The organism is Streptomyces sp. NBC_01471 (genome assembly GCF_041438865.1).
In the GTDB taxonomy this organism is placed as follows: domain Bacteria; phylum Actinomycetota; class Actinomycetes; order Streptomycetales; family Streptomycetaceae; genus Streptomyces.
The window spans coordinates 1,917,977-1,940,464 of sequence record NZ_CP109450.1; the positions used below are offsets into that span (position 1 = coordinate 1,917,977).

At 71.2% G+C, this 22,488-nt stretch carries 17 protein-coding genes; 5 read left to right on the top strand and 12 right to left on the bottom strand.

What is annotated here, in order from left to right; genetic code table 11:
- Positions 1-159: 159 nt before the first annotated feature.
- From OG285_RS08440 to ureA, 5 genes are all read right to left on the bottom strand, one after another.
- On the bottom strand, positions 160-1,491 hold the full coding sequence (locus tag OG285_RS08440) for an MFS transporter (protein WP_371790634.1): 1,332 nt from the start codon (positions 1,489-1,491) through the stop codon (positions 160-162).
- Positions 1,492-1,588: 97 nt separating this feature from the next.
- A complete protein-coding gene (locus OG285_RS08445; protein WP_356826938.1) occupies positions 1,589-2,200 on the bottom strand; it encodes a TetR/AcrR family transcriptional regulator in 612 nt (203 codons plus the stop codon).
- A gap of 63 nt (positions 2,201-2,263) precedes the next feature.
- A complete protein-coding gene (locus OG285_RS08450) occupies positions 2,264-3,283 on the bottom strand; it encodes an agmatine deiminase family protein (protein ID WP_356826939.1) in 1,020 nt (339 codons plus the stop codon).
- Positions 3,284-3,362: 79 nt separating this feature from the next.
- Positions 3,363-5,027 (bottom strand): urease subunit alpha, encoded by a 1,665-nt coding sequence (locus OG285_RS08455; RefSeq protein WP_371790635.1) that lies wholly within the window; start codon positions 5,025-5,027, stop codon positions 3,363-3,365.
- On the bottom strand, positions 5,024-5,704 hold the full coding sequence (ureA, locus tag OG285_RS08460; RefSeq protein WP_356826941.1) for an urease subunit gamma: 681 nt from the start codon (positions 5,702-5,704) through the stop codon (positions 5,024-5,026). The genes OG285_RS08455 and ureA overlap by 4 nt, the downstream gene beginning before the upstream one ends.
- Positions 5,705-5,865: 161 nt before the next feature.
- Here ureA and OG285_RS08465 point away from each other — a divergent pair, with 161 nt between their 5' ends.
- Complete coding sequence (locus tag OG285_RS08465) at positions 5,866-7,314, top strand: cytosine permease (protein ID WP_371790636.1); 1,449 nt, start codon at positions 5,866-5,868, stop codon at positions 7,312-7,314.
- Between the two features lie 11 nt (positions 7,315-7,325).
- On the top strand, positions 7,326-8,543 hold the full coding sequence (locus tag OG285_RS08470; RefSeq protein WP_356826943.1) for an amidase: 1,218 nt from the start codon (positions 7,326-7,328) through the stop codon (positions 8,541-8,543).
- A 140-nt stretch (positions 8,544-8,683) separates the two neighbouring features.
- Here the strand turns inward: OG285_RS08470 and OG285_RS08475 are convergent, their stop codons facing one another.
- Together OG285_RS08475 and OG285_RS08480 are read right to left on the bottom strand one after the other, a co-directional pair.
- The gene (locus OG285_RS08475; protein WP_371790637.1) at positions 8,684-9,790 is read right to left on the bottom strand and encodes a branched-chain amino acid aminotransferase; all 1,107 of its coding nucleotides are present in this window, start codon (positions 9,788-9,790) and stop codon (positions 8,684-8,686) included.
- Positions 9,791-10,018: 228 nt separating this feature from the next.
- Complete coding sequence (locus tag OG285_RS08480; RefSeq protein WP_356826945.1) at positions 10,019-11,059, bottom strand: 3-isopropylmalate dehydrogenase; 1,041 nt, start codon at positions 11,057-11,059, stop codon at positions 10,019-10,021.
- A 129-nt stretch (positions 11,060-11,188) separates the two neighbouring features.
- Between OG285_RS08480 and OG285_RS08485 the strand changes: the two genes are divergently transcribed.
- Positions 11,189-12,757 (top strand): purple acid phosphatase family protein, encoded by a 1,569-nt coding sequence (locus tag OG285_RS08485; RefSeq protein WP_371790638.1) that lies wholly within the window; start codon positions 11,189-11,191, stop codon positions 12,755-12,757.
- Positions 12,758-12,895: 138 nt separating this feature from the next.
- On the opposite strand, the gene OG285_RS08490 is transcribed toward OG285_RS08485, so the two are convergent.
- Positions 12,896-13,033, bottom strand: a complete 138-nt coding sequence (locus tag OG285_RS08490; RefSeq protein WP_356826947.1) for a hypothetical protein — start codon at positions 13,031-13,033, stop codon at positions 12,896-12,898.
- Positions 13,034-13,295: 262 nt separating this feature from the next.
- Here OG285_RS08490 and OG285_RS08495 point away from each other — a divergent pair, with 262 nt between their 5' ends.
- Entirely contained in the window at positions 13,296-13,643 is a 348-nt protein-coding gene (locus OG285_RS08495) for a PadR family transcriptional regulator (protein WP_371790639.1), read from the top strand.
- Between the two features lie 128 nt (positions 13,644-13,771).
- Here the strand turns inward: OG285_RS08495 and OG285_RS08500 are convergent, their stop codons facing one another.
- The 4 genes from OG285_RS08500 to OG285_RS08515 all read right to left on the bottom strand — a co-directional run bounded on the left by OG285_RS08500 (position 13,772) and on the right by OG285_RS08515 (position 20,750).
- The gene (locus tag OG285_RS08500) at positions 13,772-15,049 is read right to left on the bottom strand and encodes a hypothetical protein (protein WP_371790640.1); all 1,278 of its coding nucleotides are present in this window, start codon (positions 15,047-15,049) and stop codon (positions 13,772-13,774) included.
- Positions 15,050-15,209: 160 nt separating this feature from the next.
- The gene (locus tag OG285_RS08505; protein WP_371790641.1) at positions 15,210-17,792 is read right to left on the bottom strand and encodes an NACHT domain-containing NTPase; all 2,583 of its coding nucleotides are present in this window, start codon (positions 17,790-17,792) and stop codon (positions 15,210-15,212) included.
- A 343-nt stretch (positions 17,793-18,135) separates the two neighbouring features.
- Positions 18,136-19,776 carry an L-glutamate gamma-semialdehyde dehydrogenase gene (gene pruA, locus OG285_RS08510; protein WP_371790642.1) on the bottom strand — a complete coding sequence of 547 codons (1,641 nt, stop codon included), beginning with the start codon at positions 19,774-19,776 and terminating at the stop codon, positions 18,136-18,138.
- A gap of 47 nt (positions 19,777-19,823) precedes the next feature.
- Entirely contained in the window at positions 19,824-20,750 is a 927-nt protein-coding gene (locus OG285_RS08515; protein WP_356826952.1) for a proline dehydrogenase family protein, read from the bottom strand.
- A 180-nt stretch (positions 20,751-20,930) separates the two neighbouring features.
- On the opposite strand from OG285_RS08515, the gene OG285_RS08520 reads away from it, so the two are divergent.
- A complete protein-coding gene (locus tag OG285_RS08520) occupies positions 20,931-22,178 on the top strand; it encodes a PucR family transcriptional regulator (protein ID WP_371790643.1) in 1,248 nt (415 codons plus the stop codon).
- Positions 22,179-22,488 lie beyond the last annotated feature (310 nt).

Genomic DNA, 22,488 nt, shown 5'->3' on the forward strand with positions numbered 1-22,488 from the left:
TGCGGTCACTGCGGACCGGCGCGCCTGCTGCCGATAATCATGGCGAACGAGGACACGGTCGCAGTCTGCCACACGGTCCACTCCCCGTAGAGGGAATCTCACGATGCGGTCAAGTACGTGCGCGGGCGTGGCGCGGACCACGCCCGCGGGTCCGCCGGCTCACAGGGCGGACGGGCTCGTCTCTCCCAGGCCCTCCGGGGCGCGGGCGGCGGGGCCCGCGACGGAGCCGCGGTTCAGATCGATGTCGCGGGTCTCCCGCATCGTGAGATACACCACCAGCGAGACGGCCGCGCACCCGGCCACGTACCAGTAGAAGCCCGACTCGGCGCCGGCCTTCTTGAACCAGAGCGCCACGTACTCCGCGGTCCCCCCGAAGAGCGCGTTGGCCACCGCGTACGGCAGCGCCACCCCCAGTGCGCGGATCCCGGTCGGGAAGAGTTCCGCCTTCACGCACGCGTTGATCGAGGTGTAGCCGGTGACGATGAGCAGCGCGAGCAGCGCCAGGCCGAAGGCCGGCCAGAACGTGCCCGCGTGCTTGAGCATCGTCATGATCGGCACGGTCAGGAACGTCGAACCGACCGCGAACGTGATCAGCAGCGGTCGGCGGCCGATCCGGTCCGAGAGGATGCCCGCCAGCGGCTGGACGCACATGAAGACGAACAGCGCGCAGAAGCTGACGAGCGAGGCGGTCGGTTTGCTCATTCCGGCGCTGGAGGAGAGGAACTTGGTGAGGTAGGTCGTGTACGTGTAGTACGCGACGGTGCCGCCCATCGTGAGCGCCATCACCAGCACCGCCTCCCGGCGGTGCGCCCAGAGCGCCTTGAGCGTGCCGCGGCTGTCGTCCGCCGCCGCCCCGGACTCCGCGTACACCTCGGTCTCCAGCAGCGAGCGCCTCAGATAGAAGACGACGGCCGCGCCGACGGCACCGACGATGAAGGGGATGCGCCAGCCCCAGCTGTGCAGCGCGTCCTCGGACAGGGTGCGCTGGAGGACGATCTGCAGTCCCAGGCCGACGAGTTGGCCGGCGGTCATCGACACGTACTGGAAGCTGGAGGCGAATCCGCGCCGGCCGGGGGCGGACGCCTCGGTGAGATAGGTGGCGCTGGCCGCGTACTCACCGCCGACCGAGAGCCCCTGGAGCAGCCGGGCGACGAGCAGGACGGCGACCCCGCCGTATCCGGCGACCCCGTAGGTGGGGGCGACCGCGATGAGGATCGCCGACGCCGACATCAGGGTCACGGTGAGGGTCAGTGCCGCCTTGCGGCCCCTGCGGTCGCCGATCCGGCCGAGCAGCCAGCCGCCGACGGGCCGCATGAAGAACCCCACGGCGAAGATACCCATGGTGTTCATGAGGTTCGCGGTCTCGTTCCCCTTCGGGAAGAACGCGTCGGCGAAGTACACCGCGAAGGTGGCGTACACGAACCAGTCGAACCACTCGACCATGTTGCCGGCCGAGCCGACCCAGACCTTCTTCCACTGCTCTCGTCCCATGGGGATTCACGGTGGCGCAGGCGCCCGACGGCCCACAAGAGGGCCGCACGCAACGATCACGCGTACTTGTGTACGTTGCGTTCCCCGGCCGGCCGGTTCATCCCTGCGGGGCGAGCGCCTCATCGATGAAATCGCTGACGTGGGCGAGGACTTGGGGGCGGCCCGACCCGGGAAGCGCCATCGCGACATGGGTGCTGAAGCCGTCGAGCAGGGCCCGTATCCGCGTCGCGAACCGCTCGGTGTCGACCGCGCGCAGCTCACCGCGCGACGCCCCCTCGACCAGCAGGGCGACCAGGTCGCGGTGCCAGGACAGCTCGATGTCGAGCAGCCGGGCGCGGGTGTCGTCGTCGACGCCGTGCGCCCGGTTCCACAGCTCCAGCCAGAGCGACCAGTGCGGATCGCGGGGGCCCGCGGGGATGTACAGGTCCACGTAGGCGTCGAGCCGTTCACGGACCGGCACCTGCCGGGCGAGCGCGGTGCGGCGGTCCATGCCGAGCAGCTCCTCGCTCCATTCGAGGGTCTGGAGGAGGAGCTCGTCCTTGGTGCGGAAGTAGTACAGGAGGTGCCCGCTGCTCATCCCGACCTCGCGGCCGAGCCCCGCCATGGTGAGCTTCTCCAGGCCACCGCCGGCGATGCTGGCCATGGCCGCGGCAAGGAGGGTCTCGCGAGGCGGGGCGTTCTTGCGCAGGCGGACCGCCGGTTCGTTCATGCCGCCCAGAGTATGGGATGCGCCGGCGGCCGCCACGGGCCCGTCCTGGTCCACGGCAGAGGCCTAGCCGAGGCCCACCAGCGGCTGCTGCTGGGTGATGCAGTGGATGCCGCCGCCGCCCGCGAAGATCGTCCGGGCGTCGACCTGTACGACGGTCCGGTCCGGGAAGAGCTGCCGGAAGATCGCAGCCGCCTCCTCGTCCCGGGGGTCACCGAACGAGCAGAGCACCACGCCGCCGTTGCAGAGGTAGTGGTTGATGTACGAGTAGTCGGCCCATACCCCGTCGGCCTCCAGGACGGTCGGGGCCGGGACCTCGACCACCTCCAGCGGGCGGCCCTTCGCGTCGGTCTCCGCACGGAGCTGCGCCACGATCCCCTTGCACAGCTCGTGGTCGGGGTGGGCCGGGTCGGGCTGGGTGTGGGCCACGACCACACCGGGCCGCGCGAACGCGGCCACGATGTCGACATGTCCCCGGGTGCCGAACTCCCCGTAGTCGCCACTGAGTCCGCGCGGCAGCCAGATCGCCTTCGTGGTGCCGAGCCGGGCGTGGATCTCGGCCTCGACCTGTTCGCGGCTCCAGCCGGGGTTGCGCTCGGCGCCGAGCTGGACGGTCTCGGTCAGCAGGACCGTGCCCTCGCCGTCGACGTGGATCGCACCGCCCTCGTTGACCAGCTCCGAGGTGTGGGTCTGCGCCCCGGCCAGGTCGGAGACGTACGCGCCGATCTTGGAGTCGTGCCCCCAGCGGGCCCAGGACTGGGCGCCCCAGCCGTTGAAGGTCCAGTCCACCGCGGCCAGCCGGTCGCCGTCGGTGACGAAGGTCGGGCCGATGTCGCGCATCCAGGCGTCGTCCAGCTCACGCTCCACGAGGTCGATGTCCGGGCCGAGCAGCACCCGGGCCTGCGCCGACTGGCCGGGCCCGGTCACCATCGTCACCGGCTCGAAGTAGCGGACCGCGCGGGCCACGGCCGCCCACGCCTCGCGCGCCTGCGCCAGGTCGACCGCGTCGTCGAAGGTGGGGTTGGGGCCCGGCCAGGCCATCCAGGTGCGCTCGTGCGGGGCCCACTCGGGCGGCATACGGAACATGGGCGGTCCTCCGGGGGGATCGGTCTGACGCGGATTGAAGGCGGTGCGGTGACGGGCTGCGGTTCAGGGGAAGCGGGGATCAGAGGAAGTACAGGCGGTTCAGCGAGACCGATTCGGCGGCCTCCGACTCCAGCGGGTCGCCGTCGAGCGTGACCAGACCCGTGCGCTGGTTCACATCCACCTGTCCCGTACGGGAGTTGAGACGCAGGTCGGCGGGGCCGATGCCCCGGGTCCCGCGCACGGCGACGCGCCGGCGGCGGGTCGGCATGTGGTCGCCGCCCAGGTCGATGGCGGCCTGGGCCACGAAGGCGACACCGAGGTCCGCCGCCGTCGCCCCGTAGGAGCCGAACTGCGGTCCGAGTATCAGCGGCTGGCAGGTGTCGGTCGCGGCGTTCGGGTCGCCGGTCACGCCGTACGCCGGGAAGCCCGACTTGAGGACGAGCTGCGGCTTCGCGCCGAAGGAGTCGGGCCGCCACAGCACGATGTCGGCGAGCTTGCCGGTCTCGATGGACCCGATCTCGTGGGAGAGGCCGTGCGCGATGGCCGGGTTGATGGTCAGCTTGGCCATGTAGCGCAGGACGCGTGCGTTGTCGTCGTCGCCCTCCGCGCCGCGCTCGGCCTTCATCTTCCCGGCCATCGCGAAGGTCCGGCGCACGGTCTCGCCCGCGCGCCCCATGCCCTGGGCGTCGGACGAGGTGATCCCGATGGCGCCCAGGTCGTGCAGGACGTCCTCGGCGCCCATCGTCCCGGCGCGGATCCGGTCGCGGGCCATGGCGGCGTCGCCGGGCAGGTCGGTCTTCAGGTCGTGGACGGAGACGATCATCCCGTAGTGCTCGGCGACCGCGTCCCGGCCGAACGGCAGCGTCGGGTTGGTGGACGAGCCGATGACGTTGGGGACCCCGGCCATCTTCAGCACGTTCGGCACATGGCCGCCGCCGCACCCCTCGATGTGGAAGGCGTGGATCGTGCGGCCTTCCAGGACGCTCAGGGTGTCCTCGACGGACAGGCACTCGTTCAGGCCGTCGCTGTGCAGGGCGACCTGGACGTCGTACTCCTCCGCGACGCGCAGCGCGGTGTCCAGGGCGCGGGTGTGCGCGCCCATGTCCTCGTGCACCTTGAAGCCGGACGCGCCGCCCTCGGCGAGCGCCTCCACCAGCGGGGCCGGGTCCGACGACGAACCGCGCGCCAGGAAGCCGATGTTGACCGGCCAGGCGTCGAACGCGTTGAACGCGTGCCGCAGCGCCCAGGGCGAGTTGACGCCGACGCCCCAGACCGGGCCGAACTCCTGGCCGATGATGGTCGTCACGCCGGAGGCGAGCGAGGCCTCCATGATGCGCGGTGAGAGCAGATGGACATGGGCGTCGACGGCCCCGGCGGTGGCGATCAGCCCCTCGCCGGAGACGATCGAGGTGCCGGTTCCGACGACGACATCGACCCCGTCGAGGGTGTCCGGGTTTCCGGCCCGGCCGATCGCCGCGATCCGGCCCTCGCGGATGCCGATGGACACCTTGCGGATGCCCTGCACCGCGTCGATCACCAGCACGTTGCTGATCACGACGTCGCAGGTCTCGCGTACGGCGGCGGCCTTGAGGTGCAGTCCGTCGCGGGCGGTCTTGCCGAATCCGGCCAGGAACTCGTCGCCCGGCCGCTGCGCGTCGGACTCGACGCGCACGGTCAGCCCCGAGTCACCGAGGCGGACCCGGTCACCGGCGCGGGGTCCGTGCACGGCTGCGTACTCACTCATCGTTCGGCTCCCAGATATCCGCAGGCCACCGCGCGCCGCAGGGCCTCTTCCTTCGCGCCGGGCGCGTCCAGCGCCCCGTCGACGAGACCGGCGAACCCGATCGCGATCCGGTCACCGCCGATCGGGATCAGCTCCACCTCGGCGCTCTCGCCGGGCCCGAACCGCACGGACGAGCCGGCGGGCACACACAGCCGCATGCCGTAACCGGCGGCGCGGTCGAAGTCCAGCCGCGGGTTGGCCTCGAAGAAGTGGAAGTGCGAGGTGACGCTGACCGGCACGGACGCGGTGTTGCGTACGGTCAGCGTCACCTCGGGGACGGGGTCCTGATAGCCCGGCCCGGACAGCACGGCGCCGGGCGCTTCGTCACCCAGCGAGCCGCCGATGGGGTCGGTGACCACGGCGAGCCGGGATCCGTCGTCGAAGACGGCCTCGACGTTCACCTCGCCGACGACATCCGCGACGCCGGGCAGCACGTCGCCGGGGCCCAGCACCGCACGCGCGGCCTCGATCGCCTCGGCGAGCCGCCGCCCGTCACGGGCCGCCTCGCAGACCGTGTCGGCGATCAGCGCGGTCGCCTCGGGGACATTGAGCAGCAGCCCGCGCGCCCGGCGCGCCCGCGCCAGCTCCGCGGCGCCGAACAGCAGCAGCCGGTCCCGCTCCGTCGGGGTCAGTCTCACGCCCACTCACTTCCCTTGATTGACCAGTGAGCATTGATCACCGGTTAGAACGCCACTCTAACTTCAAACAACGGTTATAGAAAGAACAGAAACCATTGACATGCCAAAGCGGAACGGCTCAGATTGAGCGGCACTCAAACAGACGAGCGGAGAGGTACCTCGTGCCGATCGAACAGCGCGGAGTCGACACCATCCCGGACGCGGAGCGCACCAGCGGCCCGCGCGATCTCATCAGCATCCTGCTGGGGTCCAACCTCTGCCTGGGAGTGATCATCTTCGGCTGGCTCCCGGTCTCCTTCGGCCTCGGTCTGTGGCCCGCCGTCACCTCCGTGATCGCCGGCACCGTCGTCGGCACCCTGCTCACCGCGCCGCTCGCCCTGGTCTCCCTGCGGACCGGCACCAACCTCTCCACATCGAGCGGCGCCCAGTTCGGCGTACGCGGCCGGCTCATCGGCTCGATCGTCGGCCTGCTGCTCTCGCTCGGTTACACGGCGCTGACGCTCTGGACCGGCGGCGACGTGATGATCGGGGCACTGTCCCGGCTGACCGGACTGCCGGACAACGGCCTGATGCACGCACTCGTCTACGCGCTGCTCGCTGCCCTCACCGTCACCGGCGCGGTGTACGGATACCGGATCCTGCTGCGCCTCAGCAAGGCGCTCGCCGTCGGCATGACGCTGCTGCTGGTGCTCGGGCTCTTCGCGTACGCCCCCGACTTCACCACCCACGCGGCCCCGCACACCGGGTATCTGCTCGGCTCCTTCTGGCCCACCTGGTTCCTCTCGGCCGTCGCCGCGGGACTCAGCGGCCCCATCGCCTTCATCACCCTGCTCGGCGACTACACCCGCTATGTCTCGCCGCGCCGCCACACCTCCCGCGCCGTCCTGACCGCCACCTGTTTCGGCCTGATACTCGGGCTGCTGGTCCCGCAGCTCTTCGGCACGTACACCGCGCTCGCCGCCCGCTCGGCCGTCGACTTCGCGGGACCGCTCGTCACCGCGTCGCCCGGCTGGTACCTGATCCCGCTCCTGCTCGCGGCATCGGCCGGTTCGGTCGGCAACGCCGGACTGATGCTCTACTCGATGGGCCTGGACCTCGACGCGATCCTGCCGCGCGCCACCCGCGCGCGGGCGACCCTGGTGGTGGCGGGCGTCGCCACCCTCTTCGTCTTCGTCGGCCACTTCGCCTGGAACGCGCAGTCGGCCATGACCTCGTTCGTCCTGCTGCTCACCGCCATCGGCACGCCCTGGGCGGTGATCACCGTCGTCGGGTACGTCCGGTGCAGGGGCCAGTACGACTCGGAGGCCCTCCAGGTCTTCAACCGCCGCTCCAGGGGCGGGGTCTACTGGTACCGCTCGGGCTGGAACGTCCGGGCGTCGGTCGCGTGGGCGGCCGGCGCCGCCGTGGGCCTGTGCGCGGTCTCCACACCGTTCTACGAGGGCCCCCTGCTGCACCTCACCGGCGGGGTGGACTGCAGCTTCCTCTTCTCCGGCGCGGTCGGCGGGCTGGTCTACGCGGCCCTGACCCGGCGCACGGCCCCGGCCGCCGGCCTCGCGGCGAACCCGGCGGACCCTTCCGAGACCCCTGCCGGAGCGCTCGCGGAGTTGTAGCGTCGTGGCCCATGGACCGTGAGATACAGGCTTTCGTCCCCGAACCGGCCCGCACCGAACGCATCGCGGCCGAGACGGCGGCAGTCACAGCCCGCTGGCCCGACCCCGCGGACCGGCCGCCCCTCTTCGGCGTCCCGGTCGCCGTCAAGGACATCATCCACGTCGACGCCCTGCCCACCCGGGCGGGTTCGGCCCTCCCGCCGGAGGCCCTGGCCGGGCGCCAGGCCACGGTCGTCGACCGGCTGCGCGCGGCGGGAGCGGTGATCGCGGGCAAGACGGTGACGGCCGAGTTCGCGGTACTGGCACCGGGGCCGACCCGTAACCCGCACAACCTCGCGCACACACCCGGCGGATCGAGCAGCGGCTCGGCGGCGGCGGTCGCGGCCGGGATGGTCCCGCTGGCCGTGGGGACCCAGACGGTCGGCTCGGTGATCCGCCCGGCGGCGTACTGCGGGGTGGCCGCCTTCAAACCGACGTACGGGCGCATACCGATGGACGGCGTCATCGCGAACGCCCCGAGCTTCGACACCCTCGGCCTCTTCGCGGCGGACGTGGCGGGGCTGCTGCCCGCGCTGGCGGCGGTCTGCGACAACTGGCACCCGTACGAGGCGCCCGCGGGCGCCGGCCCGGCCGACGGGTCGCCGGATCTGCCGGTGCTGGCGGTCCCCGAAGGCCCCTATCTGGACTACGCGGAACCGGAGGCACTCGATGTCTTCGCGACCCGGGTGGAGCGGCTGCGCGCGGCCGGGTACACGGTGCGGCGGGTCCCCGTGCTGGCCGACTTCGAGCAGGTCAGGGCCCAGCTCTTCACGATGAACCGCTACGAGGTGGCGCGTACGCACGCGGAGTGGTTCGCCGAGTACGGCGCGCTCTACCGGCCCGAGACGGCGCGGGCGATCCGGGAGGGCCAGGGCATCACGGAGGTGGAGTACGTACGGGCGCAGCGGGAGCGGGTCGCGTTCCGGGACCGGATGGCATCGGCGATGGCCGGAACCGACCTGTGGATCACTCCTTCGGCGACCGGCCCGGCCCCGGCGGGGCTGACCTCAACGGGCAGCTCCGTCATGTGCGTTCCCTGGAGCAACGCGGGGCTGCCGTCCCTGACGCTCCCGGCGGGACACGCGGGGAACGGGCTCCCGCTGGGGCTCCAGTGCGTGGGAGCGGCGGGGGACGACGAGCGGGTCCTGGCGTGGGGCGCGAGGATCGAAGCGGCGCTCGGGGAGGGGTGAAGCAGGGCCGGAGGGGCTGGGCTTGGCCTCAATCAAGCCCCTCCGGAGACTGCTCTCACGCCCCTCGGGCGATGGCCCTCAAGCCCCTCCGGCGGGTGCGGAGCGGGCCCGGGGCGGAGCGGCCCCGGGAGAGCGCCACCTCAGCCCAGCGGGTGCATCCACCCGTGCTTGTCCTCGCCGATCCCCCGCTGGATGTCCAGCAGCGCGGCCCGCAGTGCCAGCGTGACCTCGCCGGGGGTGCCGTCGCCCTGCGTCCACTCGCCGCCGGCCGACTTCACCGTCCCGACGGGGGTGATGACCGCCGCCGTGCCGCAGGCGAAGACCTCGGTGAGCGAGCCGTTCTCCGTGTCGCGGCGCCACTGGTCGATGGAGACCCGGCCCTCCTCGGCGTCGTAGCCGAGGTCGCGGGCGACGGAGAGCAGCGAGTCGCGGGTGACGCCCGCCAGCAGCGAGCCGGTGAGCCGGGGTGTGACGATCTTCGGCTTGCGGCCGTCCCCGCCCCCGTACACGAAGCACAGGTTCATGCCGCCCAGTTCCTCGACCCACTTGTGCTCGACGGCGTCCAGGTAGGCGACCTGGTCGCAGCCCTGGCGGGCGGCCTCGGCCTGGGCGAGCAGGGACGCGGCGTAGTTCCCGCCGGTCTTGGCCTCGCCCATGCCGCCGGGCACGGCGCGCACCCGGTCCTCGGACAGCCAGATCGAGACCGGCTTGACGCCGCCCTCGAAGTAGGCGCCGGCCGGCGAGGCGATCACGATGAAGAGGTACTCGTTGGCGGGCTTCACGCCCAGACCGACCTCGGTGGCGATCATGAACGGACGCAGATAGAGGGACTCCTCGCCGCCGTGGGCCGGAACCCATGCCTTGTCCTGCTGGACCAGCGCGTCGCACGCGTCGAGGAAGGTCTCGACCGGCAGCTCGGCCATGGCGAGGCGGCGCGCGGAGAGCTGGAAGCGCTTGGCGTTGGCCTCCGGGCGGAAGGTCGCCACCGAGCCGTCGGGCTGGCGGTACGCCTTGAGGCCCTCGAAGATCTCCTGCCCGTAGTGCAGGGTCATGTTCGCCGGGTCCAGGGAGAGCGGTGCGTAAGGGACGAGCTGGGCGTCGTGCCAGCCGCGCCCCTCGGTCCACTTGATGGTGACCATGTGGTCGGTGAAATGGCGGCCGAATCCGGGGCGGGCCAGCAGCGCCTCCCGCTCCGCGTCGGACAACGGGTTGGAGGAGGGCTTGAGCTCGATCGGGAGCGTCGTCATGAGTGGTATGTCCTTCACCGGTTGTTTGTGACGGACCGCGCTCACGCCACTACTAGGACGTCCGAGCTTCCCCACATACCGCGGCCCCACGTCCGATTATCGCTCGGAGGTGTCCGCTGATGAAAGGCGTGAATGCGGTCCAGGTTTCGATGGTCGCACCCGGAGACCGCAAAACACAGCCGCCGGGTGTCTGGGAGACCCGGCGGCTGTGGTGTATCAGTCGACGGGTCAGCCCGCTACTCGTACCGCGAGCGCGTCGCCGATCTCGTCGGTCGTACGCGGCTCCGTACCGCGCTCCGCCAGGTCGGCGGAGACGGCGTCCTCGATGCGGGCGGCCTCGGACTCGTGGCCGAGGTGGCGCAGCAGGAGGGCGACGGAGAGGATCGTGGCCGTCGGGTCGGCCTTGCCGGTGCCCGCGATGTCGGGCGCCGAACCGTGCACCGGCTCGAACATCGACGGGAAGGTGCCCGTCGGGTTGATGTTGCCGGAGGCCGCCAGGCCGATGCCGCCGGTCACGGCAGCGGCGAGGTCGGTCAGGATGTCGCCGAAGAGGTTGTCGGTGACGATGACGTCGAAGCGCTCGGGCTGTGTGACGAAGAAGATCGTCGCGGCGTCGACGTGCAGATAGTCGGTGGTGACGTCCGGGAACTCCTGGCTCACCTTGTCGAAGATGTTCTTCCACATGTGGCCGGCGTAGACGAGGACGTTGTTCTTGTGCACCAGCGTCAGCTTCTTGCGCGGACGCGCCTGGGCGCGGGCGAACGCGTCGCGGACGACCCGCTCGACGCCGTACGCCGTGTTCACGCTGACCTCGGTCGCGATCTCGGCGGGCGTGCCGGTGCGCAGGCTGCCGCCGTTGCCGGTGTACGGGCCCTCGGTGCCCTCACGGACGACGATGAAGTCGATGTCCGGGCGGCCCGCGAGCGGGGTGGCCGTGTTCGGGAACAGCTTCGAGGGGCGGAGGTTGACGAAGTGGTCGAAGGCGAAGCGGAGCTTGAGCAGCAGACCGCGCTCCAGAACACCCGACGGAACCGAGGGGTCACCGATCGCGCCGAGCAGGATCGCGTCGTGCCGCTTGAGCGATTCCAGTTCGGCGTCCGGGAGGGTCTCACCGGTGCGGTGCCAGCGCTGGGCTCCGAGGTCGTACTCCTCGGTCTCCAGCTTCACATCCTGAGGAAGGACCGCGTTCAGGACCTTGAGGCCCTGGGCCACGACTTCCTGGCCGATGCCGTCACCGGGGATCACTGCGAGATTGAGGCTGCGAGACATGACGGCACCCTACTGCGCGTCCCAGAGGATGACATGTGGTGTCCATTATCCGGACACGTGATCTGCTGTACGGGCACCGTTCACCCGTACGGAAGGAGCACGTCAGCCGGACCGGGCACCTTGTCGGCCATGGACACACCTCGCTTCGGTATCCCCGAGAAGCTCGCCGGCCGGATGAACATGGCCGAACAGCACGAGTACCTCCGCACCCGGCTCAGCCGGCGCGGAGTGCTCCGCACGACCGCCGCGGGCGCCGCGGTGACCGTCGCCGGCAGCACGCTGGGCACGCCGTCCGCGTACGCCGCACCCGCGCACCGCCCCACCCACTCCACTCCGGCCGTCGACGGCTCGCTGGTCGCCCCGTTCGGCAGGCACCTCGCCTACGGCGCGGACCCCAGGACGCAGATGCGGGTCTCCTGGCAGGTCCCGTTCGCGGTGAAGCGGCCGTACATCCGGATCGGCACCTCGCCCGGGGACCTGAGCCGGAAGATCAGCGCCGAGGTGCGGCACCTGACGACGCCCAGCCTGAACGGCGGCAAGATCGCCGCCGCCGAGCAGTTCTACGTGCACGCCGGACTCGACCGGCTGCGGGCGGGGACGACGTACTACTACGGCGTCGGGCACGACGGGTTCGACCCGGCCGACCACCGCAACATGGGCACTCTCGGCACCTTCCGCACCGCGCCGTCCCGCGCCGAGTCCTTCACGTTCACGGCCTTCGGCGACCAGGGCGTCAGCTACCACGCACTCGGCAACGACCAGCTGATCCTGGGCCAGAACCCTGCGTTCCACCTGCACGCGGGAGACATCTGCTACGCGGACCCGTCGGGCTCGGGCCAGGAGACGGACGCCTACGACGCCCGCACCTGGGACCAGTTCCTGGCCCAGACGGAGACCGTCGCGAAGACGGTGCCGTGGATGGTGACCACCGGCAACCACGACATGGAGGCCTGGTACTCCCCCGACGGCTACGGCGGCCAGAACGCCCGCTGGTCGCTGCCGGACAACGGCCCCGACCCGGTCAACCAGCCCGGTGTGTACTCGTTCGTGCACGGCAATGTGGGGGTCGTGGCACTCGACGCCAACGACGTCTCGTACGAGATCCCCGCCAACTACGGGATCAGTGGCGGCAAGCAGACCCGCTGGCTCGACCGACGCCTGGGCGAGCTGCGCGCGAACCGCGACGTCGACTTCGTCGTGATCTTCTTCCACCACTGCGCCTTCTCGACCACGAACTCGCACGCGTCGGAGGGCGGCGTGCGCGAGGAGTGGGTGCCGCTCTTCGAGAAGCACCAGGTGGACCTGGTCATCAACGGCCACAACCACGTGTACGAGCGCACCGACGCGATCCTGCGGAACAAGGTCGCGCGCAAGGTCCCGATCGGCGAGCGGACGGACCCGACGCGGGACGGCATCGTGTACGTGACCGCGGGCGGTGCGGGCAAGTCGCTGTACGACTTCCCGGCGCCCGACAGCTACGAGGGGCACCTCAACGATCAGGAGAGCGTGCCCACCTACCACTGGGTCAAGGGCGGCGCGAAGGCGACCGAGACCGTGGAGTGGTCGCGGGTGCGCTACACCGGCTACTCGTTCCTCGCGGTGGAGGTGACGACCGGCCGGCAGGCGGCGCTGAAGGTCAGCGCGCTCGCCGAATCGGGCGAGCGCATCGACCACTTCGAGATCCGCCGCGGCCGCTGACCACTGGCCACCGGCCCCGCTGGGGCTCTTCACGACCGCCCTGCGCCGTACCGCCTTGTGCCGTACGGCGCAGGGCGGTCGCGCGTGTGGACCGCCGTACGAGTGGACGCGGGACGCGTGCGTGGTGACGAGTGGGGGTCAGTGCCCGGTGGAGCCGCCGTTGTCACGGCGGTCGAGCGCGCGCTGGAGGGCGGCTGCCGCGTTCTTGCGGTCGGACTCGCCCGAACGTGCTGCGCGGGCGGTGTGACGGACGCGGCGGACTGTCATCTCGGCCATGGGGATCGACTCCTTGAAGCAAGGGGGATATCGATGCGCCGGAGGGGGCGGGGAGCGGGCGCCGCAGGGGTTACCTGCTTCGGGGCACTGCTCACGACCGCCAGTCGCTGGGTCGAGCGAGACGTTCGGCTTCTTTAAAGCTAGGGGAGCCGGGCCGGTCTGTCTCCATCATTACTCGGACTTCCTACTATCTGAGACGGGATCACGGAACGGCACTCCTACCTAGGTTGCATCCCTATCTAGGTAGTGGTCCACTGTCGGCATGGCCGCAGACCGCAGATCCAGCTGGCTCAAGGGCGTTCTGGACCTCCTCGTCCTCTCCTGCCTCACCGCCGGCGAGAGCTACGGATACGAGATCGCCAAGGCGCTCGCCACCGCCGGGCTCGGCGAGATCAAGGGCGGGACGCTCTATCCCGTGCTGAACAGGCTCGAAGAGGCCGGGCTGGCCACCGGGGAGTTCCGCGCCACGGAGCGGGGGCCGGGGCGGCGCTACTACCGCCTGACCGAAGCGGGCCGGCGGGCGCTCGCCGAACAGAGCGCTTCCTGGCTGGAGTTCCACAGGGCCGTGCGGACCACGCTGTATCCAGGGGGAACAGGGGACATGTCATGACGCGACACTTCGACGAACTCACGTCGTCAGGGGTGTGACGGACTGAGGGGCCGCAGCCCGAACGCCCCGGCCCGCCCCGACTTCGCACAGCTGTCGGGGCGGGCCGGGACGACCGGGGCATCGGAGCGTCAGTGAGCCCTGGCACCGTTCCTGCGGCGCAGGGCGGCGAACACCAGGGCGCCGCCGGCCGCCACCGCGGCAGCACCCGCACCCGTGATCAGCGAGGTGTTGCCGGATCCGGTCGACGCCATGGTGCCGGTCGCGTCGCCGCCCGTCATGGAGCCGCCCGTCGTGGAGCCGCCCGTGGCGGACGCGGAGCCGGTGGTCCCGGTGCCGCCGGTCGACTGGGTGTGGGTGCCACCCGGCGTACCGGTGGAGCCGGTGCCCGAACCGCCGGTCGTGCCCGCGGTCGAACCACCCGCCGTCGAACCACCCGTCGAGGCGCCCCCGCTGGCGCCGCCCGACGAGCCGGAGCCCGACCCCGTGCCCGAACCGGAGCCCGTGACGTCGATGACGAGCTTCGCCTTGTCGTTGGCGGGGTTCTTGTCGAAGACCGGGTGGATGTCGTACACCGAGGTGGCCTTGACCTCGCTCGACGTGTCCTTCGCACCCTTCTCGATCTTCAGCACGAACGTGTACGCGTGGAGCGAGCCCACCTCGAAGGTGTGGTCGGGCGGCGTGCAGACGTACTTCCGCTTGCCGGGCGCGGACGGTCCGCTCGGGCCGTCGATCGCGAAGGGCTGGCAGTCCTTCGGGACCTGCACGGCCGTCGTGCCCTTGGGGATGTCGACCATCACCGCGGGCTGGTCGTCGCTCGTGTTGTTGTCGATCCAGCCGGGGCCGTCGTTGCGCAGGCCGGCGGTGACCGTGACCTTGTCCCCCGGCTTGCCCTTCGCGGTGTCGCCGACCGCGGCCAGGTCGGCGGTGCTGTCGGCGGTGACGGCCAGCGAGCGGTAGCTGAGTGCGGTCGACCCGGACTCCGGGTCGCCGCCCGTGGTGCCCGTGCCGTACTCCACGTTCTCCATCAGCGCCTTCGACAGCACCTTGAAGTCGATGGGCGTGGTGAAGTGCTGGCCGGGTGCGAGGACCTTGTCGAAGTGGCAGAGCGCCACGGCGACCTGGTCGCTGTCGGTGGAGTACGTACAGCCCGCGGCGTGGCCGGGGAAGGCCAGGCCACGCGTGATCCGCAGCCGCACCGTGACGCCGTCGGCGGGTGCGTCGCCCTGGTTGGTGAAGGTCAGCGAGTCGGTCCGGACCTCGCCCGGCGTCCACGGATCACTGGACAGTTCGGACACCACGAGAGCCGGCGCGGCCGCGTCATCGGCGTGCGCCTGGACGGCCGGTGCGAGGGCTACGGCAAGCAGGGCGGCCGCGACGGCGGACACGGAGCTGATGCGGTGACGCAAAGTGACTCTCCTGTATGGGTTCATGAACGCGTATCAGCACTTTGACCCTCGAATGGCGCAGGAAGTTGCACGCGACCACCGGACCATCACCATTACGGCACATCTCCGCCACCCGCGTACCGCTCTCACGCTCCCCTCCCCCGGCCCTCGGCGTCCGCCCTCAGACCGGGACGATCTCGATGCCGTCGGGCACCCCGTCGAGAGTCCGCACCACCCCGCTGCTCACCTGGAGCGTGGTGAGGTGCGGGAAGGCGCCCAGCCAGTCCAGGTCCACCCCCAGGTCGTACGCGAGCCACAGCCTGGTCAGCCGCTCGGCGACGATTCCGTCGAGCAGCTGGTCCGGTGTGAACAGGCCGGAGATCAGCACCCGCGGCCGGCCGCCGAGCCGGCGCAGCGCGTGCAGCTCCGACATGTCCGACACGGGGAAGTCGAGGCCGTCCTCGTCGAGATGGGCGATGATCTCGTCCGCGTAGGTGTCGGTGTCGTAGCGCCGCCAGGCACCGGCGAGCTGCGAGCGCACGGCCCAGGACGAGCGGTCCCGCATCCGGACCAGGTACCCGATCGCCCGGTCGTCGGCCACCGATGTGGCGGTGACCGCGAGGCGGTGCGCCTCGTCGTCGGAGACCGTCGCCGGGTCCGGCAGCATCTCCAGGACGATCGGCCCGATCCAGCCGAGCGCGCGGGCCCCTTCCAGCGTGGTCGGCCTGGCCAGGTCCCGGGTGTAGCGGTGGACCCTGGCCCGTACGGCGGGGTCGAGTTCCGTGGCGTGTTCGAGGCTGGCCGCGGCGAGCAGTTTGCGGTGCCGGGACTCCACCGGCCGCGCGCCCTTGCGGGCGGCTACCAGCCCGTCCAGCAGGTACGCGCACTCGTCGGGCCTGGCCAGGGCCACCGCCATCCGGACGACCTCCTCCCAGTCGTCCTGGTGGGCGTGGTTGATCAGGAAGTCGAAGTCGTGGCGTTCCACGGCGGCGCGGGCGCTCAGGTAGTCCTGGAAGGTCCGGTGCACGAAGTCCACCGAGCCGGGCGTGGGTTCGCGCAGCAGACCGGTCCGGTTGAGCAGATGGCGGTAGATCTCCTCCGGCCCGCCCTGTTCAGCGGCGTGCGGGATGGACGGCAGGTGCTGGGCGAGGGTGTCCACCGCGACGGAACGGTCCATCTCCGAGCGGCCGTTGACGAGCATCCAGTGGGCCAGCTTCTGGAGCAGCTGGACCTTGGGTTCCTGGGTGAGGTCGATGCCGTCGGTGGGGTGCATGTCGCGTTCGCGGTCGCGCCGTTCGAGCAGCATCGACAGGGCCGCGTCGTACAGCGCCTTGCGGCCGCGCGGCAGATAGCCGCGGCGGTCCCGGTGCAGGGCGCAGATCAGCCCGCACATGAGCGGGTTGGTGGCGAGCCGGCCCAGGTCGCGGTTGAGGCGGACCGCTCCCAGGAGCGTCTGCTCATAGTGTTCGAGCCGGTCGAGATCGGTGGCCCCCTCCCGCGCCGCCCGGTGCCAGCGCTGGATGAACGCGGCGACGCCCTCGCGGCTGAGCGGCGAGAGCATCAGCTCGGTGAAGCCCTCGGATGCCAGCCAGTTCTCCCGTACGGCGGAGGGCCGCGAGGTCAGCAGCCAGACGTTGCCCGGGTAGAGGGCGAGCAGCCCGCGCAGTGCGTGACGGAGCTGCTCGCGGTCCGCATCGGAGGACTCGTCTATGCCGTCGACCAGGAGCAGCGCCCGTCCGTCGGACATGACGCGGTCGGCCCAGCCGGCCGGCTGGGAGCCCGCACGGGGGTAGCGGGCCGCGGAGAGGAAGTCGTCGGGGACCGGCAGTCCGCCCTCACCGAAACGCCGTACGGGCAGGACGAAGGGCACCCGGCCGCGCAGCCCGGCCAGCTTCGCGGGCAGGGCGTCGCGCGCGATGGCCACTGCCAGCCACTGCACGAGCGTCGTCTTGCCGGAGCCGGCCACCCCGCGCAGCAGCACCCGGTCCCGTCCGGACAGGGCCTGCTCGGCGGGGAGCGCGGGCTGCGGCGGGGCGGCCCCGGTGACGCCGAACTCCGCCTCCAGGCTGAGGTAGGCGGTGTCCAGCGGCCAGCTGTCCGGCGAGTGGGCCAGCTCGATGCCGAAGATGGTGAGGTGGTTGTGGCCTGCGACGATGTCCCGCGCGTAGCGCTCCTCGAACGCGGCGTCCTCGGCGGACCGGTCGGGAAAGCGCCGGGCGAGCGCAGCCATCTGCTCACTCAGCAGGGCCAGTTGACGGGTCTGCTCCACGAGGGTCGACGCGACGAATGTCGAGCGCTGGGTGAAGAAGTGCAGAATGTGCAGGCAGGCGGTCTCCACCAGCGCCGCGTGGAACCGCGCACCGTCGGCCGACAGCTGGCGGTCCGCTCCCGGTTCGGCGGCGGCGAGCAGCCCGGCGAACTCCCTGGTGCCCAGCCGCACCGCCTGGAGGTCGTCGATGTCGATCGCGCCCAGCGCACCCAGGGTCCGGGAGACCGCGTCGGCGACGGCCCGCTCCTCGTCCGTGCCGATGGGCCGCTCGCCCGGCGGGGCGGACCGCAGCGCCCGTCCGACCAGGGTCTCCGCGAGTCCGGCGAGGTCCCGTTCGCCGAGCGTCCGCTTCTCGCCCCGGAACGAGACGAGGGCGGATATCCGTACGGGGCGGTCGACCACCCCCGCGCCGGGCCCCTCCTGGACGAACAGCTTCTTCACCAGTGGTACGACGACACTTGAGGCAAGTCGAGTGGCGAGTGTTGCGGGATCCACGGCGTTCTCCCCCTGGCTGCTGTCCGCCGGCCGAGGGGCCGGCGGGCGGGCCGGGCGCCCGGATGCGGCGGGCGCGTGCCCGGTGCGAAGGACGCCACGCGCGCCCCGAACGGTTCACCGTACGCCCCCTGTTGAGGGCTGCCGGGCTTCCGGACCGGGGCGGCCGGGGCCGCTCGTGTCTCCCCGCTGCCCGTACCACGCGCCCCGACGGACCCGTCCGTACCGCCGGGGAGCACGGGCGACAGCAGCCCGCCGTGCACCGGATACGACCGGCGCCACGGCATGGAACCGCCCCCTCGCGGCGGGGGACCGGGAGGGGGCGGTGTCTCGGGTGGGCCGGGGATCAGCCCTGGTGGGGGTAGGTGTACTCGGTCGGCGGGACCAGGGTCTCCTTGATGGCCCGGGTCAGGGTCCACCGCTGGAGGTTCTGCGGGGCGCCGGCCTTGTCACAGGTGCCCGAGGCGCGGCCGCCGCCGAAGGGCTGCTGGCCGACCACGGCGCCGGTCGACTTGTCGTTGATGTAGAAGTTGCCCGCCGCGTAACGCAGCTTCTCCATCGTGTGCGCGGCCGCCGCGCGGTCCGACGCGATGACCGAGCCGGTCAGCGCGTAGTCGGAGGCCGACTCCATCTGGTCCAGCATCGCGTCGTACGAGCCGTCCTTGCTGTCGTCGTAGACGTGCACGGCGAGGATCGGGCCGAAGTACTCGGTCGTGAAGACCTCGTTGGCCGGGTCGGTGCACTCGATGACCGTGGGCCGCACGAAGTAGCCGACGGAGTCGTCGTAGGTACCGCCCGCGACGACCGTGCAGGTCGGGTCGGCCTTGGCGCGGTCGATCGCGGCCTTGTTCTTCGCGAACGCGCGGTCGTCGATGACGGCGCCCATGAAGTTCGACAGGTCCGTGACGTCACCCATGGTGATCCCGTCGACCTCGGCCGCGAACTCCTCGCGGAAGCCGCTGTTCCAGATCGACGCGGGGACGTACGCACGCGAGGAGGCCGAACACTTCTGGCCCTGGTACTCGAACGAGCCGCGGGTCAGCGAGGTCTTCAGCACGGCGCGGTCGGCGCTCGGGTGCGCGACCACGAAGTCCTTGCCGCCGGTCTCGCCCACCAGGCGCGGGTACGTGCGGTACTTGGTGATGTTCTCGCCGACCGTCTTCCACAGGTACTGGAAGGTGGGGGTGGAACCGGTGAAGTGGATGCCCGCGAGGTCGCGGTGGTTCAGCGCGACCTCGGAGACCGCGATGCCGTCGCCCGTCACCAGGTTGATGACGCCCTTGGGGAGACCGGCCTCCGCGAGGAGCTCCATCAGCAGGACGGCCGCGTGGGTCTGCGTCGGGGACGGCTTCCAGACGACCACGTTGCCCATCAGGGCCGGGGCGGTCGGCAGGTTGCCCGCGATGGCCGTGAAGTTGAACGGCGTGATCGCGTAGACGAAGCCTTCGAGCGGCCGGTGGTCGAGCCGGTTCCAGACACCCGCCGAGTTGGCCGGGGGCTGCTCGGCCAGCAGGTCACGGGCGTACTTGACGTTGAAGCGCCAGAAGTCGACCAGCTCGCAGGGGGTGTCGATCTCGGCCTGCTGGGCCGTCTTGCCCTGGCCGAGCATGGTCGAGGCGGCCATCGTCTCGCGCCACGGGCCGGAGAGCAGCTCGGCGGCGCGCAGGATGATCGCGGCGCGGTCGTCGAAGGACATCGCGCGCCAGGCGGGGGCGGCGGCCAGCGCGGCGTCGATCGCGTCCTGGGCGTCGGCCTGCGTGGCGTGCGCACCGGTGCCGATGACGGACTGGTGGTGGTGCGGCTGGACGACGGTGAACGTCTCGCCGCCGCCCAGCCGCTTCTCACCGTCGATGGTCATGGTGAGGTCGATCGGGTTCTCGGCCAGCTCCTTGAGCTTGGCTTCGAGGCGCGCGCGCTCCGGGGTGCCCGGGGCGTAGGAGTGGACCGGCTCGTTGACCGGCGCGGGGACCTGGGTCACAGCGTCCATGAGTGCCTTGTCTCCTTGTGTCGATGGGGGATGGTCAGCCGGGCAGGTCAGCCCTTGGTGAGCACGGAACGGCCGAAGAACAGCAGGTTGGCCGGCTTCTCCGCGAGGCGCCGCATGAAATAGCCGTACCAGTCGGTGCCGTACGCCGTGTAGACGCGCATCCGGTGGCCCTCGGCCGCGAGCCGGATGTGCTCGTCGCTGCGGATGCCGTACAGCATCTGGAACTCGTACTCGTCCAGTTTGCGCCCGGCCCTGCGGGCCAGGTCCTGGCCGATGGCGATCAGTCGCGGGTCGTGGGACCCGATCATCGGGTAGCCGTCGCCGTCCATGAGGATCTTCAGGATACGGACGTATGCCTTGTCGATCTCGGCCTTGACCTGGTACGCGACGGAGGCGGGCTCCTTGTAGGCGCCCTTCACGATACGGACCCGGCTGCCGGCCGCGGCGAGACGGCGGGCGTCGTCCTCGGTGCGGAAGAGGTAGGCCTGGATGACACAACCGGTCTGCGGGAAGTCCTTCCGCAGCTCCTCGTGGATGGCGAACATCGAGTCGAGCGTGGTGTGGTCCTCGGCATCCAGCGTAACCGTGGTGCCGATGGCGGCGGCGGCCTCGACGACCCGGCGGACGTTGGCGAGCGCCAGCTCGTGGCCGCCCTCCAGGCCCTGGCCGAACATCGACAGCTTGACCGACATCTCGGCCTTCTCGCCCAGACCGAGGTCCTTGAGGCGGTCGACCAGCTGCAGGTAGGCGTCGCGGGCGGCGGTGGCCTGCGCGGGGGTGGTGATGTCCTCACCCACGACGTCGAGGGTGACCTCCAGGCCCTTGTCGGCGGCGTCCTCGATGATCGGGACGACCTGCTCGACCGTCTCACCGGCGATGAACCGGGCGACGACCTGCTTGGTGCCCGGGGCGGCCGAAATGAATCGGCGCATCTTGTCACTTCGAGCCGCAGCGAGGATCACGGGAGCCAGCACGGGGCACCTCCAACCGAAAAGTACGAACGAGGACCGTAGCGGCACGACCGAGTCGGACCGGTACAGCACGGGAACCACTTCGAAATTTAAGGACCGCTGCGGTGTTCTGCCATCGACAGCTGTCACGCATCCGTGCCCTGGATCTCAGACATATGTCTGAAGGGGTGGGAGAATGCCAGGGTGAAGGGCGACTACCAGGAACTGGCCGACGAGATCTCGGCGCTGCTCGGCGCCCCCGCGACCCTGGAGAACCGGGATTTCGGGCTGATCGCCTTCGGGGCGCACAACAGCGAGGACGACAGCGAGATGGACCCGGTCCGGACCCGCTCGATCCTCACCCGGCGGTCCACCCCGGCCGTCCGCTCCTGGTTCGAGGACTTCGGCATCACCCGCGCCACCGGCCCGGTGCGCATTCCCGCCGCCCCGGAGGCCGGGGTCTTCCGTGGCCGGATCTGTCTGCCGGTACGCCACCGGGGCACCGTGTACGGATACGTCTGGCTCCTGGACACCGATCCCGGCCCCTCGGACCGCAGGCTGGCCGCGGCCATGGAGGTGACCGCGCGCATCGGCGACCTGCTGTTCGAGGAGGCCCAGGCCGGTGCCGGGCTCTCGCGTGAATTCCGGGCGGTGCTCACCGCCGAACGTGGCTGGCCGCGCGACATGGCGGTGGCCGCGCTGCGTACGGCGATGGGTCCCAGCGCGGACGGGCTGCACGCCATGGTGTGTGTGGCGCCGTGGCCGGACGAGGACCGGCCGGTCCGCCCCGTCCCGGCCGCCGCGGCGCTGTGCACCCTGCCGGTCACCGGCGAGGACGCCGGCCCGGGCGGTCCGGGATCCGGCGCGGTCGGTCCGGGATCAGGGTCCGCCCCCGGTGCGGGCGACGGCTCGGCCGACAGCGGCGGCCCGGCCGCCGGGAGCGCTCCGTACGCCCTGGCCGCGCTGATCAGGGTCCGCAGCACGAGCACCCTGGACCCGGCGCTGAGTGCCGCGTCGCGCCTCGCGGAGCTGGCCGGGCCCGGAGTCACCGCGGGCGTGGCACCGGCCAGGCACGGTCTGACCGAGCTGTCGGTGTCCTGGCGGGAGTGCGCGGCGGCCGCCCGTGCCGCGGCGGCCGAGCCACGGTTCGGCCCGGTCGCCGAGTGGACCTCGATCGGCCCGTACCGCCTGCTGACCGCGCTCCCCCGGGGTCTCGCACGCGACCGGGCGGTACGGGACCTCACGGCGCCGGCCCATGCCGAACTGGCCCACACCGCCGAGGTGTTCCTCGATTGCGCGGGCCAGGCCGGCCGTACCGCGTCGGCGCTCGGCATCCACCGCCAGACCCTGTACTACCGCCTCTCCCGCATCGAGCAGCTGACCGGCCTCGATCTGGACGAGGGCGAGGACAGGCTCCTGCTGCACATGGCGCTGAAGGGTGCGCGGCTCTAGGCCCTGCCCGGGCGATCGATTCCAAGGGGCCGGTGGTCACAGGCGGTTGGTGAGCGCGGGGCGGGCTGCTCCGTGTGGTCGTTGCGGCAGATCGCGGCGGTCAGCGGGAGGACGCGCCGGCCGCCCGGATGGAGGTGAAGCGGCTCGCCCGGGCGGCTTCGGGTCGGTGGGCCCGGCCTCACAGGGCCGAAGCCCGCCGTGAACCCGCGAGCTCGTGAGCGCGCCCCGGGCGACGCTCGCCTCTCCCACTTGACCTGAGTAGACCTGTCTGTCTAACCTAATCGGCAACTAGACAGACAGGTCTACTCAC

Excerpts from the sequence above, each read along its gene's own strand:
- OG285_RS08440 (WP_371790634.1), bottom strand. The coding sequence starts at position 1,491 with ATGGGACGAGAGCAGTGGAAGAAGGTCTGGGTCGGCTCGGCCGGCAAC.
- OG285_RS08445 (WP_356826938.1), bottom strand. The coding sequence starts at position 2,200 with ATGAACGAACCGGCGGTCCGCCTGCGCAAGAACGCCCCGCCTCGCGAG.
- OG285_RS08450 (WP_356826939.1), bottom strand. The coding sequence starts at position 3,283 with ATGTTCCGTATGCCGCCCGAGTGGGCCCCGCACGAGCGCACCTGGATG.
- OG285_RS08455 (WP_371790635.1), bottom strand. The coding sequence starts at position 5,027 with ATGAGTGAGTACGCAGCCGTGCACGGACCCCGCGCCGGTGACCGGGTC.
- OG285_RS08470 (WP_356826943.1), top strand. The coding sequence starts at position 7,326 with ATGGACCGTGAGATACAGGCTTTCGTCCCCGAACCGGCCCGCACCGAA.
- OG285_RS08475 (WP_371790637.1), bottom strand. The coding sequence starts at position 9,790 with ATGACGACGCTCCCGATCGAGCTCAAGCCCTCCTCCAACCCGTTGTCC.
- OG285_RS08480 (WP_356826945.1), bottom strand. The coding sequence starts at position 11,059 with ATGTCTCGCAGCCTCAATCTCGCAGTGATCCCCGGTGACGGCATCGGC.
- OG285_RS08485 (WP_371790638.1), top strand. The coding sequence starts at position 11,189 with ATGGACACACCTCGCTTCGGTATCCCCGAGAAGCTCGCCGGCCGGATG.
- OG285_RS08490 (WP_356826947.1), bottom strand. The coding sequence starts at position 13,033 with ATGGCCGAGATGACAGTCCGCCGCGTCCGTCACACCGCCCGCGCAGCA.
- OG285_RS08495 (WP_371790639.1), top strand. The coding sequence starts at position 13,296 with ATGGCCGCAGACCGCAGATCCAGCTGGCTCAAGGGCGTTCTGGACCTC.
- pruA (WP_371790642.1), bottom strand. The coding sequence starts at position 19,776 with ATGGACGCTGTGACCCAGGTCCCCGCGCCGGTCAACGAGCCGGTCCAC.